At 37.0% G+C, this 16371-nt stretch carries 17 protein-coding genes and 1 riboswitch; of the genes, 4 read left to right on the top strand and 13 right to left on the bottom strand.

Annotated features, from left to right (window positions below):
• Positions 1 to 41: 41 nt before the first annotated feature.
• Complete coding sequence (locus EHQ31_RS11875) at positions 42 to 1682, top strand: ankyrin repeat domain-containing protein (RefSeq protein WP_135573449.1); 1641 nt, start codon at positions 42 to 44, stop codon at positions 1680 to 1682.
• Here the strand turns inward: EHQ31_RS11875 and EHQ31_RS11870 are convergent.
• Positions 1679 to 2116, bottom strand: coding sequence for an ABA4-like family protein (locus EHQ31_RS11870; RefSeq protein ID WP_135573451.1), 438 nt, complete (start codon positions 2114 to 2116; stop codon positions 1679 to 1681). The genes EHQ31_RS11875 and EHQ31_RS11870 overlap by 4 nt on opposite strands.
• Positions 2113 to 2985 (bottom strand): hypothetical protein, encoded by an 873-nt coding sequence (locus EHQ31_RS11865; RefSeq protein WP_338069465.1) that lies wholly within the window; start codon positions 2983 to 2985, stop codon positions 2113 to 2115. Before EHQ31_RS11865 ends, EHQ31_RS11870 begins: the two co-directional genes overlap by 4 nt.
• 121 nt (positions 2986 to 3106) lie before the next feature.
• Here EHQ31_RS11865 and EHQ31_RS11860 point away from each other — a divergent pair, with 121 nt between their 5' ends.
• Positions 3107 to 3787 carry a TetR/AcrR family transcriptional regulator gene (locus EHQ31_RS11860; RefSeq protein ID WP_135573455.1) on the top strand — a complete coding sequence of 227 codons (681 nt, stop codon included), beginning with the start codon at positions 3107 to 3109 and terminating at the stop codon, positions 3785 to 3787.
• Here the strand turns inward: EHQ31_RS11860 and EHQ31_RS11855 are convergent.
• From EHQ31_RS11855 to EHQ31_RS11845, 3 genes are read right to left on the bottom strand one after another with little or no spacing between them, the layout of a single operon-like run.
• The gene (locus tag EHQ31_RS11855) at positions 3762 to 4346 is read right to left on the bottom strand and encodes a DUF6272 family protein (protein WP_135573457.1); all 585 of its coding nucleotides are present in this window, start codon (positions 4344 to 4346) and stop codon (positions 3762 to 3764) included. The two genes, EHQ31_RS11860 and EHQ31_RS11855, sit on opposite strands and share 26 nt — an antisense overlap.
• Before the next feature lie 31 nt (positions 4347 to 4377).
• Positions 4378 to 5313: an adenylate/guanylate cyclase domain-containing protein gene (locus tag EHQ31_RS11850; protein ID WP_135573459.1), complete on the bottom strand. Its 936-nt coding sequence runs from the start codon at positions 5311 to 5313 to the stop codon at positions 4378 to 4380.
• Positions 5314 to 5322: 9 nt separating this feature from the next.
• Positions 5323 to 6834 (bottom strand): PP2C family protein-serine/threonine phosphatase, encoded by a 1512-nt coding sequence (locus EHQ31_RS11845; protein ID WP_135573461.1) that lies wholly within the window; start codon positions 6832 to 6834, stop codon positions 5323 to 5325.
• A gap of 119 nt (positions 6835 to 6953) precedes the next feature.
• Between EHQ31_RS11845 and EHQ31_RS11840 the strand changes: the two genes are divergently transcribed.
• A complete protein-coding gene (locus tag EHQ31_RS11840; RefSeq protein WP_135573463.1) occupies positions 6954 to 8117 on the top strand; it encodes a GNAT family N-acetyltransferase in 1164 nt (387 codons plus the stop codon).
• 16 nt (positions 8118 to 8133) lie between these two features.
• On the opposite strand, the gene EHQ31_RS11835 is transcribed toward EHQ31_RS11840, so the two are convergent.
• The 5 genes from EHQ31_RS11835 to EHQ31_RS11815 form a co-directional block, all read right to left on the bottom strand.
• Positions 8134 to 8481: a slr1659 superfamily regulator gene (locus EHQ31_RS11835; RefSeq protein ID WP_135573465.1), complete on the bottom strand. Its 348-nt coding sequence runs from the start codon at positions 8479 to 8481 to the stop codon at positions 8134 to 8136.
• 13 nt (positions 8482 to 8494) lie between these two features.
• Positions 8495 to 9052 (bottom strand): slr1658 superfamily regulator, encoded by a 558-nt coding sequence (locus EHQ31_RS11830; RefSeq protein WP_135573466.1) that lies wholly within the window; start codon positions 9050 to 9052, stop codon positions 8495 to 8497.
• 12 nt (positions 9053 to 9064) lie between these two features.
• Positions 9065 to 9844, bottom strand: coding sequence for a class I SAM-dependent methyltransferase (locus EHQ31_RS11825; RefSeq protein WP_244247367.1), 780 nt, complete (start codon positions 9842 to 9844; stop codon positions 9065 to 9067).
• 144 nt (positions 9845 to 9988) lie between these two features.
• A complete protein-coding gene (locus EHQ31_RS11820) occupies positions 9989 to 10843 on the bottom strand; it encodes an LIC_13355 family lipoprotein (protein ID WP_135573468.1) in 855 nt (284 codons plus the stop codon).
• A gap of 145 nt (positions 10844 to 10988) precedes the next feature.
• Positions 10989 to 11558, bottom strand: coding sequence for a hypothetical protein (locus EHQ31_RS11815; protein WP_135573470.1), 570 nt, complete (start codon positions 11556 to 11558; stop codon positions 10989 to 10991).
• A 188-nt stretch (positions 11559 to 11746) separates the two neighbouring features.
• A riboswitch (cobalamin riboswitch) is annotated at positions 11747 to 11887 on the bottom strand.
• A 131-nt stretch (positions 11888 to 12018) separates the two neighbouring features.
• Between EHQ31_RS11815 and EHQ31_RS11810 the strand changes: the two genes are divergently transcribed.
• Positions 12019 to 12774 carry a lysophospholipid acyltransferase family protein gene (locus EHQ31_RS11810; RefSeq protein ID WP_135573472.1) on the top strand — a complete coding sequence of 252 codons (756 nt, stop codon included), beginning with the start codon at positions 12019 to 12021 and terminating at the stop codon, positions 12772 to 12774.
• On the opposite strand, the gene EHQ31_RS11805 is transcribed toward EHQ31_RS11810, so the two are convergent.
• From EHQ31_RS11805 to EHQ31_RS11795, 3 genes are read right to left on the bottom strand one after another with little or no spacing between them, the layout of a single operon-like run.
• Positions 12771 to 13394: a TetR/AcrR family transcriptional regulator gene (locus EHQ31_RS11805; protein ID WP_135573474.1), complete on the bottom strand. Its 624-nt coding sequence runs from the start codon at positions 13392 to 13394 to the stop codon at positions 12771 to 12773. The two genes, EHQ31_RS11810 and EHQ31_RS11805, sit on opposite strands and share 4 nt — an antisense overlap.
• Positions 13395 to 13454: 60 nt before the next feature.
• Positions 13455 to 15326, bottom strand: coding sequence for an alginate export family protein (locus EHQ31_RS11800; protein ID WP_420844116.1), 1872 nt, complete (start codon positions 15324 to 15326; stop codon positions 13455 to 13457).
• Positions 15327 to 15330: 4 nt separating this feature from the next.
• Positions 15331 to 16317: a sodium-dependent bicarbonate transport family permease gene (locus EHQ31_RS11795; RefSeq protein ID WP_135573478.1), complete on the bottom strand. Its 987-nt coding sequence runs from the start codon at positions 16315 to 16317 to the stop codon at positions 15331 to 15333.
• Positions 16318 to 16371: the final 54 nt, after the last annotated feature.

Genomic DNA, 16371 nt, shown 5'->3' with positions numbered 1-16371 from the left:
AGTCAAAACTCTCCTGTTTTATTTATCGGAACAAGCGAAATATGAAAACGATTTTATCCTGCTCAAATTGTTTTAGCGGTCACTCTATATCCACTTTCAAAGTGGAAGGAAAAAAAGGGAAGTATCGTTGCAAAAAATGCGGTTCGTGGAACCATTTTGATTATCGAAAAGAAATTGAACAATCTAATTCCGACTCACTTGTGTTATTTGATCTTCGTTTTGATGACCAAATACCCGATCATAAACTTCAAGGTCAAATTTTTGGAAAATATACTACAGATTTTATTTCTGATTGGTCAAATGAAGAACTTGTATTTTTAAAAGATGAAGAAGGTACGGAAAACGATTTACGTATTTCTGTCACAGGATTACCTGAAATTGTTAAATTAAAAAATTTTCTCTTTGATATAACTACTGAATCTCCATCAAAGAATTTAAATATTATAATCAATCACAATGTAAATAATTCACCAGTTAGACTTTCGGTAACAGTTGATATGTTAGATGATCGTTTTGTAGCTGGTAAATTGTATTTGGCCATCGCTGATGAATGGAATACATTCTTACACGGAAGTTTCACTGCAACACGCATTTATCAAATTAAATTTGATGAACATGGAGATTCGGACAAAAAACTACCCGATTTTATACCTAACGAATTATCTGCAAAAATATATGCATTGTCTGGGAATATTTTAGCATTACAGGAAGTGTTTTCCTTTTTAGACCAACAGGCAAAAGATGAACTTTTAACGCTTGTTATGTACCATTGGCCAGAAGACCAATCAACCATATCAGAGGTACATTTCAAAGAGGGAAACTTGTTGGTTGTGTTTCAGTTGACACAAAGAAAATTGAATGAAACTTTGATTTTTCTTTTTTCTAACCAAGTAATCCCTAATCAAAAACACTGGCAACTTTTTCATGAAGTAGTCTGTCATTCAGAATCCGAACCTTTATTTATTCCAATTCTTAAACATAAATTTCCTGAAAATTATAAAACCAATTTAGGTGATAATTTGGAATCTACCAACGAGGACAAAACTTTAGATTGGTTGGATGCAGATGATATCTATCTTTTGGATTCCTTTGTTCGAACAGTTGGATCTCTTGATTATGTTGTCAGTGATCCAATTCGAAATCCTCTTGGGTTTTCTCTTCTGCAAGAATGTTTTGTTCGCGCAAAATATAAATCTTGTATGAGGCTTTTGGAACGTGGCGCAGATCCCAATCAAATGGATGCCAATGGAGAAACTGCGATATTTAAACTCTGCCAAGATAGTACGCTTCGTTTGCAACTAAAAACAACACTTATGGATGAACTCATCCGGAAGGGTGCTAAAGTAAATCTCCAATCTGTAAATGGAATGACTCCGCTTCATTGGTGTTCTGTTTTTGGTGAACCAAGTATGGCAAAAAGATTGATTCAGGCTGGAATCGATATCCATGCTGCAGATAATAGTGGTAGTACGGCGCTCCATGAAGCCTGTAAGTTTGGAAATTCTGCTGTCCTTGCTTTATTATTGGAATCTGGTGCTAAATCAAATGTAAAAACTTTTGATGAGAAAACCGGTAGAGATCTAGCCTTTGAAAATTTGGAAATTGCAGAACTAGAAGGTGATGAAGAGAAAAAGAACCGTTGTAAACGAGTTCTTTCTCTTCTGGATGTATATGGTGGTTAAGTGTCATTTACTTTTTTTGTCATCTTCCAATTCACAAATCTTAAAACCAAATAGAGTAACCAACCTGCAGGGCCGTAGTAAAATGTTAATGCCAAAATAGGAACTAAAATCCAACGATTGATTCCTTCTTTGATAGCGTCTTCTGCTTCCCAAGTCCCTAAAAACAAATCAAAAGCTAGGTAATGAATCCAACCAGCTAGTAAAAAGTAATCATTAGCGAATAATAATCTTACAGATTCTAAACTTGAAAAGTTTCCTTCTGTTTGGCCATTTCCAATGATAAGGGAAAATACATAAATCCCTCCAAGGAATAGCCCTGAAACAAAAACTCTTAACGGACGTATCACCTTCATTTGATTTGGTGATAAAATTAATACTAACCATGCTAAAACTGTTATGCCATTAGCGATTTTAAATACTAAGGAAGGGTTCATATAGTTACCTCGTTTCGAAATTGTTTTGGTATGGAAATGATTTTTATCAGACAAAACACAATGAGTAGGGATAAGATTCCGTAAACACTTGAAAAGAAGGGATTAAAATGAAAGATAGATTCTCCATTTAGGGTTTGTATTACCATAAATAGATTGATTAATAAAAATAAAACTCCCAAAATTCGGACCAATGTTTGGTTTAAAATAGAATCTTGTTTATTCATTAGATAAGCTGCTAAAAAAACAAAAACCTGCATGACGTGCATTCCAAAAAAATGAGGAACTCTCATATCACCTAGTTTAGTACTCCAACCAAAAAATAAAATTCCCGCTCCTGGATCACCGCTACCAAATTGATGGGAACCACTCGCTACAAAGATTCCTTGTTTCATTGCTTCGAGTTGGTCTGGTCGAGGCGAGGTCATAAAAAACCCAATGACCATTCCAAATCCAGCAATGACCATTCCCCAAACTAAACTTTCTTTGATAGACCTTGAGATAGACTCTTTTTTAAAAATATTGTAACCCATCCAAAGGTGCAAGACCCAAAAGATGGAGATACTAACGCCCATAATGGAAAATATAATTTGGTTCCAAACAGTTGTTATATTAAAATGACTCATCTCCCCACGACTTGCTTGTAAAGTAATGAGAACAATTTCGATAAAAGAGGTAATGGTTAAGGCCATTTGGATCTTACCATTGAATTTCCAACCCTTCAAAAATTTTACCATTACCCAAACTGTAGTCATTGAATACAATCCTACGGATAAGGTAAATTTTAAGGGTTTGATCCAGACATTGGCCCCCAAAAGGGTTCTTGTGTCTAGAAATAAGAGAGGCAGGATGGCGACAGTGATTACTGTCATAATGATCCCGTTCCAAAAAAGTGGTTGTTTTTTGTAGTCATCAAATTTCATAATGTAGACAGTGTAAATATCAATGTATACTCTGTCAACATGAAAGTATACATTGTAAACATTTTTCGATATGAAACCAGCCAAAAAAAAACAATCTCTGAATAAATCAAATTCCCCCATTTCTCCCATTTCCTCCAAATCCAGTGCCTATCACCACGGCAATCTACGTGAGGAGGTTCTCGAACATTCTAAAAAGGTATTAGAATCAAAGGGTGTCTCTTCCTTGAGTCTCCGTGACATTGCCACTGATCTCGGTGTAAGTCATACTGCCCCCTACCGACATTTTCCCAAAAAAATGGATCTTCTCCAAGCTTTGGTTTCAGAAGGATTTCGGGAACTAAGTGAAGGTATGGAAAGGGCCTGGGTTTTTTCAGAAGATCCGTTGGAAAAAATAAAGAAGGCAGGAGTGGAATATATTTTTCTTTTACTGAAAAATCCAAGAAGGACAGAACTAATGTTTGGTGGAGAAATTTATGTTTCTGGAGATCCTATTTCTGATGAGTTGAGAGAATGTGGAAATGCCGCTTATATGGGAATGTTTAAGATAGTGGAATATGGTCAAAAACAACTAAAGTTAAAAAATTCCATTCCTACGGATACACTTATGATGAGTTTTTGGAGTGGTGTTCATGGATTTGCCGTTCTCAATGAACGGAAATGGAAACAAATCAAATCCAAGGACGACGACGAACAATTTCGAAAAGAGGTAGATCAAATTTTAGACATTATGATCGAAGGAACTCGTTTGTAAAATAGAGGACCCGACTTGTAATAATGGTATGTTCCCCTTCCGATTCCAAAGTAACTTCCATTTCTACAGGGTAATCTTTTAAAACCATAATTAGGCCTATTCCTGAATGATGGGGATCATTTTCGTTGGTTTCAAGTTTTTCGATATACAAACTATCTAAGTCATTTGAGGAAAAAATTTCTTTTAAACTCGATTCATAAGCTGTTACATTTGCATCATTTGTTATATTTCGAACTACCATTTCAAATGTACTGCCACGATGAATTAAAGATATATCGATATCTGCTTTTTTGTCATAAGAGTATTTTGCAGCATTCTCCAGTAATTCGTTAAACACTGTGGAGATGGAATTTACAATTTCCGAATTTTTCATATCCATCGATTCGGTTGGAACATTGGGTAAAAAGGAAAAACCATAAAAATAACCGATAAAATCGGAAAGGATACCGATACGGCGCCAATAACGCATTAAATCCAATGGTTTTAAATGGATCTGAATTATTGAATCTGGTTCTTCGTTGAGGTGATTTGCTGACTTAAAATTGCCGTACTTTCGCATAGTCGTAGTTCAACTAAGGAATTTAGACTATTTATTTCAAAGCCGCAAGCGCTTTTTCTAATGCATATTGCATTAATCTGCGTTCTTCGGGGTTTGTGCTCAGTTTATCAAAATGTAATGGTTTGAGCAGGAATCCGTCTGTATCGAATTTTAGAAATGGGTTTTCTTTTTTTTCTTGTTCGTTTTTTAAACCGATCACTTGAAAGGTTTCAATCGGTGTATGAACTCCTTTCACTACGATTTCACCCTTAGGTTTTGTGTCTATGTACTCGTCTATGAGTGATTTTGTGGCGTTAGAGATAAGGATTTCCCCAGCATCAGAGGCATTTTCTAACCGGGAAGCTACATTGACTGGTCCACCAATGATGGTGTAGTCCATCCTTTCATTGGTTCCAAAATTTCCAACTGTCACATAGCCTGTATTAATTCCAATACGACAAGTTAGGTTATGATTAATTCCTGATTGTCTCCAATATTCAGCTAATGCTGGTAAACTATCCCTCATTTCAATTGCCATTTTTACGCAGTTTAATGCATGGACTTTGTCGTTATCAAATGACGGAGCGCCAAAAAAAATCATAATGGCGTCGCCGATAAATTTGTCGATGGTTCCACCGTATTTTATGGCAATACTAGACATGACATCTAGATATTTATTCAAACAGTCCGAGAGAATTTCAGGTTCGATCGAATCTGTGATGGTAGTGAATCCTACAATGTCTGAAAAGAAAATAGTGAGTTTCCGTCTTTGGTGAGAAATGGAGGTTTCCACTTCGGAACCAGTAATCATTTCATAGAGTTGTGGTGATAAGTAACGACGCATACGATCCAAATACATCTGGATCTTCTTATTATTTTCTAATAGTTCGTTTTCGATCTCGGTTGAATGATCAATGATGTTTTGGTAAAGGACTTCCAATTCTGCATATTTGGCTCGCTCTTCCTCCAAAATGGATTCATTTTCCATAATAAACGTTTATCCTCTTTTCCTCATGATCATGACTGTGATATCGTCATACACTTCCATACCATCGATAAAAACATAAATATCTTTAAAAATTGCATCTAAGATTGCATCAGTGGATCCAAGTTCTGCATGTCTTTCCAATGATTCAACCAATCTATGTGAACCAAATTGTTCTCTTTTTGAGTTTTCAGCCTCTGTAGCCCCATCTGTATACAAAAGAATGATATCTTTCGCTTGGAGTGGAATTGGTTTTTCATGAATGAATTCGTCGATTGATTCGGTTAATCCAACTAACATACCATTGTCGACAGTATCAATGATTTCTGTTTTTTTGGACGCATGACGATATACCATAATGGTTTCATGTTGTCCAGCAGTGGTAAACACTCCGTTTTTATAAGAAAATAAGGATAAAGTTAAGTTGCGAATGTCATTCATACGGACATGAATGTTGGAAAACAAAATGGAGTTGATGGAACGAAGAGATTCTCTTAAAGAGATGACCTTCGAACGCAAAGTAGTGATAAATGCAGACTGTGTCATTAACATCACTACGCCTGATGCAAGACCGTGGTCTGTTACGTCTCCAATTCCAATATAAACAGTTCCATCTTCATGGTGAACTACATCGTAATAATCTCCTCCCACTTCATTGGCAGAATCCATACGTGCTGAAATTTCAAGTTCTTGGATTTCTTTTAATTCTTCATTACGTGGTAATACCATCGCTTGGATTTGTCTGGCAACATCCAATTCCATTCCCAGACGCATATTCTCTTCCAAGATGGCTTGTTTTTCTGTATTAAAAATTAAATCGGCTTGTTCCTGAGTTGTTCTTGAAGTATTGAGGATTGCATATAAAATCAAACCACCTGTAACAACCATATAAAGAAGGATAAGAAAAATTCCCATTGGAACAGCGCTAACTAAAAAGAAAGAGCTGTTTGTCTCTAAGAAGTCTGGTTTGAGATACTGAGACAAATTCATGAGCTTTGCGTTCAAATCGTTCATCTCTGGGTAGAAGTAAATGGTTAAAGAAGCATACTCTACTAACAGGACAACAACGGCAAAAATGATTGTTTTTGTATTATTTCGTATGGAAGCGAGTGCAATGAGAATGAAGAAAACATAAATCATTGGAGCCGCATATACAAGGCTCGGGTTTTTTTGGGAGTAAGCCGAATACCCTGTAACAAATGTCAGTAGGGTAATTTCTAAAAAGGAAGATAGAAATTTAAAGATGTTGAGATACTTTCCCGATTTCTTTAATGAGTATAGAACAACAAAATTGTAACAGAGAAGTACTAAGATCGCAGATATTTGGTAATAGAACTCTATCGGTGGGCGACCAGAGAGTAGGCCTAAAGTGGCAAAGATAACCAAAAATCCCAGGAAGAAGAATCGAAACTTTGTCGCAAAGGTTTCGGCCCTGAATTCCCCCTGGTAAGCAATCTCTTTTAGCTGTTTCTTGTAATAGTCCGAAAGGACGAATCGATTTTCGTTGGGAGGAGATTGCGGCATAGAGTAAAGGTTTCTTTCTTTATATTTCGTGTAATTGAATGCGGAAAATTAGCTTATAACGTCATACATTTTGCATAAATTGCAAATGATTTTTCATTTTTTTGAGGGAGACGACTAGGATGAGTCAGATCAAAGTCCATTTGGCCAAAACAGAGGAGGATCGTAATAAAATCTTCCGCCTGCGCTATGATATATATGTTCAAGAAATGAACAGAGTCCAAGCCTATGCCGACCACGAAACAAAAATGGTAAAGGAGCCTTTTGACGAAACGGGCCACCTTTTTCTAGCGGAAACGGAAGAAGGGGAGTGCATTGGAACGGTTAGGATTAACTTTCGAAAGGATGGACCATTAGAATGCGAAGAATTATATGAAATGGAACTATTTCGTCCCTTTTATCCTGACAAAGTTTCCATGTCTACAAAACTCATGGTCAAAAACGAATACAGACATTCAGCCGCAGCCAGCATGCTTTGTATGAAAATTTATGAACACGCCAGAGAAAATGGGATCCTAATCGATTTTATTGATACTAACCCTCATTTGGTCCGCTTGTACAACCAAGTGGGATACAGGATGTACAAAAAGAATATCCATCATCCTGAATATGGCATTGTGATTCCTATGGTTTTTCTATTGGATGATAATGAATATCTCAAACAAATCCATTCACCTTTCCTTCGTTTAGCGAAACGTTTTCCCGCAGGTACTGAGCTTGCACAACATTTTGAAGTAAACTTCACTGATTACAAAGACATCCGTCCTCTCTTCTCTATGGAAGGAGATGAGGTTTGGCAAAATATTGTTCATGATATGATGCTTCCGCCGAGCCAGTTTCTCTCTTTTTTAAGGGGATTCACAGAAGAGGAATCAAAGAAATTATTATCGATGTTGGATCTAATTGACTATGAGGATGGGGATATTGTTTTCCAACAAAACCAAGAAAGCCAAGGCCTCTTTTGTGTTTTGGAAGGTAGTGTCGAGGTAGTGGTCAATCGAGACGATGGAGTTCGTTCTACAATTTCGATTTTAAACCAGGGCGAAATTTTTGGAGAATTGGGTTTTGTTTCCAAGTCCAACAGAAATGCGGATATTATCGTACGAGATCATGCTAAATTACTAATTTTGACACCAAATGAATTTCAAAAATTGGAAATCCAAAGTCCAACTCTTGCAGTCAAACTTCTTACCAATTTGTTTGTAATTTTAGCGCAGAGATTTAATGAAATGTCCCGCCGCATGCTCGAATTTAGAAAGTTATACGAGATGGGCGGTAAAACCTAAGGTTAAGAAAACGATTTTAGGCGATTTCTAAAACCACTTGGTCCCAAAGTTTTTTGAAATTGGAAAGGGATTTTGACTGCCAGGAAATATTTAAGGATCCCTGAATTTTGATTTGGTAAGCTGCCGTTTTTCGTGAATCAATAATGAACATAGAGAGGGTAGTGATCCCCGAACTGTTTACAAATTGTAAATCTCTAAAATCCATTGTTAATACAGAACCTTGGCAAAGTTTAGCAACATCTCTTAAAAATAATTTTATGGGTTCATAAGCGGGTAAATTCTGCAATCGGATGGAACCTGCAAATTTGACAGTCTTAGTGGCTTCGTCGTATTGTATATTGTAATCTAAGTCTTTGATTTCCATGAAGCTTCGCCTATTATATCTCTTCTACGTTGATAATTGCTCTTACCGTGATTTCATGAGTATCGGCATCGATCTCATGGAAACTATAACCAAAACGTACTGGATAATCTTTTAACATCATCAGTAGTCCAAGACCAGATTTAGTATCACCGTCTTCTTTGGTTTCGAGTGTAGAAAAATACATCTCCTCCACGTTCTCCGACAAGAGTTTATTTACAAAAAGCTCAAAACTATCTCGTAAGGTTTTTGACGCCACATTTAAAACATCAATTCTTAAAAGATTTCCGTATTGTTTTAATTCTACGTTGATTCTACCTTCGCGTGCTTTCGAAAATTTAGAAGCATTCTCTAAAAGTTCGTTAATGATAGTAGAAAGGGAGTTTGCTTTGGATTCACTGGCTTCGTAGCAGTAGGAATAAAATCCCGCAACAAAGTTGGCAGTGAGTCCACAACGTCTCCAATACGTAGTCATATCGATTGGTTGAAAGATCAATCGAAGTTGGCCATCAGCAGGCAAATTTTCTGGAATGATGTGATATTCCCCGATAACTATGGGTGACTTTTGATTCAATTTTGCCTCCGTTTATTTTTGGTACAAATGTGTTTCTAAATTGATCGTGAATTTCACACGATTGGACATATACTCTGATTGCAGTTTAGAATACAGATCTTGCATTCCATCTGGATGTCCCATAAAAGACATCATAGACCAACCCGTCATCATCCCTAAATGGATTTTAGGGTATTCTACAACGGGTCTGTCATCGTTCCCATCATTGGCAGCGACAAAATCGGTCCTTGTGACTAACCGAAATCCCATTTGTTCCATAATGCCAGGTACTTTTTCCATTACATAACGGTCAGCAGGGTGGATAGTAGCATGTTTTGCTACCATATCCAAAAGTACATTTGGGCCTGTAAAGGATTTATCGTTAGGGCAGTGGATGAGAACCTTTCCTCCCGGTTTTAAAACTCGGTAGAATTCTTTTAAAGCTTTTTCTGGTTCTTTGATATGGATGAGAACCATAGAATTAAAAATAAAATCAAAATGATTGTCTGGATAATCCAATGCTCTGATATCGGAGACCTTCCAGTCTACTTTTGGATAACCCAATTTACAATACTGCACCATTTCTTCAGAAATGTCGCAGGCAGACCAATGGAGATTGGGATTTTTTTTCATAAGGAAACTGGTGAGTACACCTGGACCTGCTCCAGCATCCAAAGCTTGTCCAGATTCCTTTTCGAAGGAAATGGAATCCAAAAAAGGATCAAGGAGGAGTTTTAGGAGATTGGCCTGAGCAGACAATCTTGGCATCTCATCCTGTATGGATATTTTTTGTGTGTATAGGTTTTCGCTCAAAGTGAATACGCGCTAAGAAGTAGTTCTAAAAAAAGAATCCTTTTTTTTAGATCGGTCAACTGAAATACAGGTCTCTTTTTTAGGTTTTTTTCAGTATATCTTCGAAAGTAGGTATGGATCCGACATAATGACCAGGAAGTCAAGTCATTGGAGTTCTCGTGCTACCACTCCGTCGATATCACTTCCATTATAACTGCCCGGGGGCCAAGGGAATTTGCTCCCTGTGTTTGGGTTATTCATATCAGCAGCCGAAGTAATTTTCAGGAATTTGAAACCGTTTGTTTTGATCGTGTTTGCTAAGGTAGTGTCACAATTAATATCGTTAGGATCATTGGGGTCTAATAGGTCTAAATCGAATCCGTCACCACCACCTAACAAAAAGGATCCATTGGTTTTGGTAAATAATTCTGAATTGGTAAAAGGTTTTGTTGTCATATTATAATAAACAGGGCGTAAACTTCCAAATCGGTTCCAACTATTCATTAAGTTTACATTCCCTCCCGTATAACTTGGGTTAAATCCACAAAAGTTTGTATTATCAATCGACACTTGGATGATAGAAGGGTCCATTGCATAGGTATTGGACTCGTCCGAAACTCGAAAACTGTTGTCATACACGATGAAGTCATCACCTGAAACGTTTTTTACAGTTTTTCCTCCCCAACTTAGAACTATAGTGGCTCCAGTTCCTGTAATGTCTAAGGCATAAACATCCAATGAACCTGCAAGTTCACCAGCACCGCAGATTCCATTAATTGCTTTTTTCGGATCGGAAAATCCCGAGATGTTTGAGTTTGCACTAACAACGGTTGTAGCAATATATATGTCTGTAGGAGGTAAAGACTTGGGGCAAACAATTGCAGCCTCTGCGGCAATAATCAGTGGCAATAATGCTGCAAGATTTTCTTCCCCAGAAGAGGATTTTTTGCAGGAAGTTAAAAATACAAATAAAACAAAAACCAAAGAACTTAGTATTTTTGTTTTGAAACGTTTTTGCATCACATCACCAATTTAAGGAATGATTCCTTAAAGTCCAGTTCAAGTTTGAGTTTTCTTTTTATGAAAAAAACAAGTTATAAACAAAATTAGCGGTATAGGTCCCTTAACTTGTGAAAGGGACCTGTTTGCTAAATTATCTTAGTTACTATATTTTTTTATCGATTCTTGAAAATGCAGAAGCACCGCAACCGGAACTACCTGGATTTGTTTTAGTTGAAGTATCTGCTTGTGCTTTTGCTGCGTCATATGTTTTTCCAAATGCTACAGTACAAAGCCAATAAGAGTTTTCTTTGGCAGTATTTTTAAAGAAAAACACTTTATTATATTTTCCTTTGTTTGTATCGCCAGAAAAACATCCACCATTGTTTTCAGGGTTTTGTGTGATGAAACTTCCTTCTGCGTTATTGAATTCAATGATAATGTAACAACTTGAATATCCACCAAATCCAGAACTATCATCTAGTTGTAATCCTTTTGAGCCAAATTTAGCCGAATATGTAGATATTGTATCGAGAGTTGTTCCGTTTCCCGTAAAACTATTCCAAACACCATTTAACGCAAAATCTTTACTAGATTCTGAAGCTTGACCAGCTAACAATCCGATTAGTAGCTTGTTGTTGGCATCTGATTCAGATACTTGTTTTTCTGCTTGGCAAGTTATGATTTGTCCAAGTAAAAATAGGGAAAGGATTGTGGTTCCAAAGGTTCGTTTCATAGAAGTCTCCTAAATGTTTTGAATTTAGGGGAACTCCGATCCAATGATAAACAAATTTCCGTTAGGTTCTTGATACAAAAATCCTAATATACAAATATTGTTTTTGATTGTTTCGGGTGCCCCGATGCCTTCGGGGCCCCTGTATCCAAATGGTAGACATTTGAAATCAGTGTATAAAGTTCCATTACCACGAGGTTAACTTTATGGGGAAGATCTGGCTCACCAAACATCGGTTTGGATTACAGTTGCGGGTCAGCACAGGAATTGCACCTGTTTCCTCCCAGAAGGTATTTTCCAGAGTTTCGTTTCCCAAGGAATTGTCAAATTTTTAAAGCCAGGATTTAGGAAACTTGGATTTGTAATTTGATACAGAAATGTCTTGAAATTGTAGCAAAAATCTTAGGTAAACTTTTGCAACCAAATGTGATTTTGGGGCACATACCTTTTAAGAGGAAAAGTTATGTTCTATTATGTAGGAAGATCAATCGGATTTGTGCTTATGTGGATAGTGGTCAAACCAATGAGATTGAAGTATGGAAACAAAAAAGTTGAAATTCAAAATGACCATATCTTGCGTAAGTTAAACGGAAAATCTATCATCTTTATTTCTAATCATATCAAACCAAGAAACAAATTTTTGAAAGTAATTACGATGCCTTATGATGCTTTTGTAATTCGTGGTGTTCTTAAAAGATATGGAATTTATACAACGGCACTTACCAGTTATGATTCCGGAATACCTAATAAAGGTAAAAAAAGAAAATGGTTGTATCGAAAAGAACAAATGGTAAAAGGAATTGTTAAATCCATTGATTTAATTCCACTCAATCGAAGCGAATCTGATCCAGTGACTATTAAAGATTTTAAACGTAGAATTAACCGCGGCAATTTAGGGATCGGTATTTTTCCTGAAGGTTCTTGGTATCGAGGATTTAGAAAAAGTCGTAAACTCTATCCCGGTATGGTTGTACTTAGTAAACGATACAATCTACCAATCATTCCTTTATATTTGGATGCTTATAATTTGAATAAACCTATTCGATTGTCTGTTGGAAATCCTATTTGGGAAGTAAACGATGCACCAGAAACTATCAATTATATTCGAAGTGAACTGATTCGGTTGAAAGACAAAGGAACTTCTCTTTCTGTTTCTGAAGTCAATAAAGAATTATTGAATGATGAAAATGATGGATTAGAAATTTCACCGGTAGGTTAACTTTCTTTTTTACTTAAAAGTTTTTGAAAATAGGAAATCCCTTCTTCAATGGGATTTCCTGAACCTTTTCTTTTTCTAAGCATTCCTGTCATATCCAAAACAATCACACCGTACATCCAACTCCACATCATTCTGGCAATGGCAGGGTATTCGTTTTTGGGGTAGGGAATCTCACCAGATTCAAATCCAATGCGAACGGTTTCTAAAAAGAAACGATAACTTTTTGGTAATTGTGGGAAAGCTTTTCTATGTACTCCACCGTAATCAGTGACAAACATCACTTTATGTAACTCACGGTTGTTGCTTGCGAAATTAAAATAAGCACGTGCAATGGAAGCCAATTGTTGGAAGGCGGACTTCGTATTTACTTCAGCACTTGCTTTTTTTAACATGGAGAGGAGTTCGTCTTCACCCGATCGAATTAAATCTTGCACTAAGTCAATTTGACTTTCGTAATAAGAGTAGGGGCTTGCCACACTGCATCCTAATCTGTTGGCGATCTTTCGCATAGAAAGACCATCCAAGCCTTCTTCTTTTAAGATTAGGAGAGATACGTTTCTAATTTCCTCACGCGAAAGGCTATTTCGAATCCGTCTTTGTTTGTTTGAAGCTTCCAACATGGATTTGAATCGATCTGACCTCCATGATATTCAAATCCAGCTAAAAATCGAACGTTTTTCTTAAAAAGCAGCGTTGATTTGGGCATAGGCCATGTAGGCGTCACGAGCCAGTTGGTTTTTACCTTGTAAGTAGTTTTGGTTCCATTCGAAGGACTGCGTGGTTACGTTGTATTGGATTTTACTATTTCGATAATTGCGAACCGAATCACCTGCATTTAAATACCCAAACCCCATCCATAAAGAAACAAAATCGTTTATTTGTCCGTGCCAAGTTAAATCCACTTCTGTATAAATTCGTTTTCCTAGAGCATAAGGTGAGGAGTAGGAATTATTGGAATAGTTTTCTGTACTCCCTTTGTCCGAGGATACGGGGTAAGGATTTTTTTCTCCCAAGGAACTTGTCGAATTTGCTGAACCACTAATGGCATACCATGCATCTTGTTTTTCTGCTTTATCATTTTGGAAATAGGTGACTTGGAATTCTCCAAAGGAGTCTGTTTTGTAGCTAATGCTGACTGACTTTGAATAAAGGTTTTGTGCATTAATATTTTCTGAGATTCCGGCTACACTATTAAAATAGGGAATCACACCAAATCTCGGATTGGCCAATGTTTGAAACGTAGATATAGATGCATCGGCTCTATTTTTGTCACCAGAAGCATACAATACTTGTCCACCTAATCTCAGTTTTTTGAAGAATGTATATCCAGTTTGGAAAACGTGCATTTGTCCTGTATACTTCTCTCTTTCGGTTCTAACATTGTCATATTCGTTGGGAAGGTATTCTTTTAGATAGGGATCTTGGATTCTTCTTCCACTAGTTCCTGTTTGAAAGGCGGATTCCAAAGTGAAATCCCAAGACTTTCCTTCTGGAAGGAAATTGCCTTTGGTTCTGTTGGTTAGGCGAAACCCTGTAGTAATCAAATTTTGGTTTTGTCTGCTTCTATTGGCGGCAAGGGGATCGTCATTGGAAGATGTTGGTAGGCCTGTGATTGGATTGATTGGATTTTTTTTCCATTTGCGAACCACTCCTAAACTATAAAGATCCAATGTCACCCAATCAGGAATAGTAAAACTATTATAAGTCCCGAGAAGTGTTGTGTCTGTACCTGTGGCAGCTGAATTGAGTTTGGGATCGTTTGCCGAAACGACACCGTTGGTTCCGCTTTGTGTCCAGTAAGGTCTAGCCATAAGAAAGTGAATTTTAAAATTATCATAGTTGAACATAAGCCTCGCCCCATCAAAAGATAGGCCGTTCACTGTCCAGTTCCCTCCACCGATGATTCGTTGGTCGCCATAAGCCCAAATTTGTCTTCCCACTTGAAATTTAGAATGTAACGGGAGTTGGTTGATGGTTACAAAGGCTTCTCTGATCCCAGTTTGGTTTAACGATACTGCGTTTGTTTGATTTTTCGAATAAAGATCTGCTGTGTTATTAAAAAAATTGGCTCTTATATCACCAGAGGAAGCGGGAGATTCCCCTCCCCAAACGCGTGCGTCTTGGAGTGTAACCTTCGCTTGTACATAGGGGCTCGGATCAAAGATAAAATAAATGGATGATGTTTGTATGGTTCGATCTATATAACCTTTGTCAGATGCATTAAAATCTAAATTGTATCTGGATTCTTGTCTTGGTCTAAGATACAAACCAAATCGTAATATATCGTTTAACCAAAATTGCTGCGAGTTTGCAGAGTGTTTCGATAATTCTGGCTCTACAAACATATGGCGATTGAATTCTGGATCAATTCCCTTTTCTTTCATGGGGGAAACGTAGGATTTAGCGATTGGTTTTGTTTCTTCTGGACTAGGTGAATCGGTTGGTTCGGCCCTTGGAATTGTTAGCGGTAAAAAAACCGCTAACAATAGAAAATAGAAATAACCTTTGGAAATATTCATGATATTTCTCCTTTTCTTTTTGTGAAAAACCAGCTTATTAATTGGTACCTGTGATTACTTTTAGGATGTAAAAGTAAAGAGGAATTCCAATAATAATATTGATTGGGAAAACTATCGATAAAGCGACAGTTAAGTAAATGCTTGGATTTGCTTCTGGTATAGATTCCTTCATGGCTGCCGGTACTGCAATATAGGAGGCAGAAGCACAGAGCACAACAAACATTAATGCATCACCAATTGGCATTTGAATGATTTTAGTGAGTAAGATGGCGATCACAACGTTGATGACCATAATCAGTAGAGCCGATCCGACAAGGAAGAATCCAACTTTTTTTAATTCGCGCATTTGTTTTGCGGCATCAATTCCTTTGTCCAAAAGGAAAAAAGTGAGAAGCCCTTTGAATATATCTTCTGTGAAAGGTTTTGTTGTATTCCAACCAGATTCGCCAGATAGATAACCAACAATCAATGCTCCTATCAGAATATAAACTGAGGAACTAAAGAAAGCTTCATGGAGTAATTGTTTCCATTGAATTTTTTCGTTTATGTTTTCGTGGTTTTTCTTTTTACCTAATCTGTCTAGGATCACGGCAAGGACAATCGCTGGTGATTCCATAAGAGCCATCCCTGCTACGATAAAACCTTGGTATTCGTAACCGTAACTATGTAAAAATGCACCTGCAGTGACAAAGGTAACGGCACTGATTGAACCAAAACTTCCCGCAAGTGCAGCAGAGTTTGCATGATCCAATTTTACTTTGAAGATAAAGTAAGAGTATATGGGAACAAAACATGCCATAAACATACAGGCAATGAGTGTAAGAAGATGTTCTTCTGCGAAAGGAGATTTGAATAATTCATGTCCTCCTTTGAAGCCGATAGAGAACAAAAGATACAAAGAGAGGAACTTAGATACCCCTTCTGTAATTCTTAGATCTGATTTGAAGAATACGACACCCATTCCTAAAAAGAAAAAGAGTACCGGTGGGTTTAATATATTGTTGAGTGCTGCATGGAAATCCATAATTTCTTCCCTCTGTTTGTCATCATTTTAGACATGCATTTTGTCCAAAATCAT

The organism is Leptospira montravelensis (assembly GCF_004770045.1).
GTDB lineage: Bacteria > Spirochaetota > Leptospiria > Leptospirales > Leptospiraceae > Leptospira_A > Leptospira_A montravelensis.
Note: the sequence above shows the minus strand (reverse complement) of the source record. Positions and strands in the feature narration are given on the sequence as shown.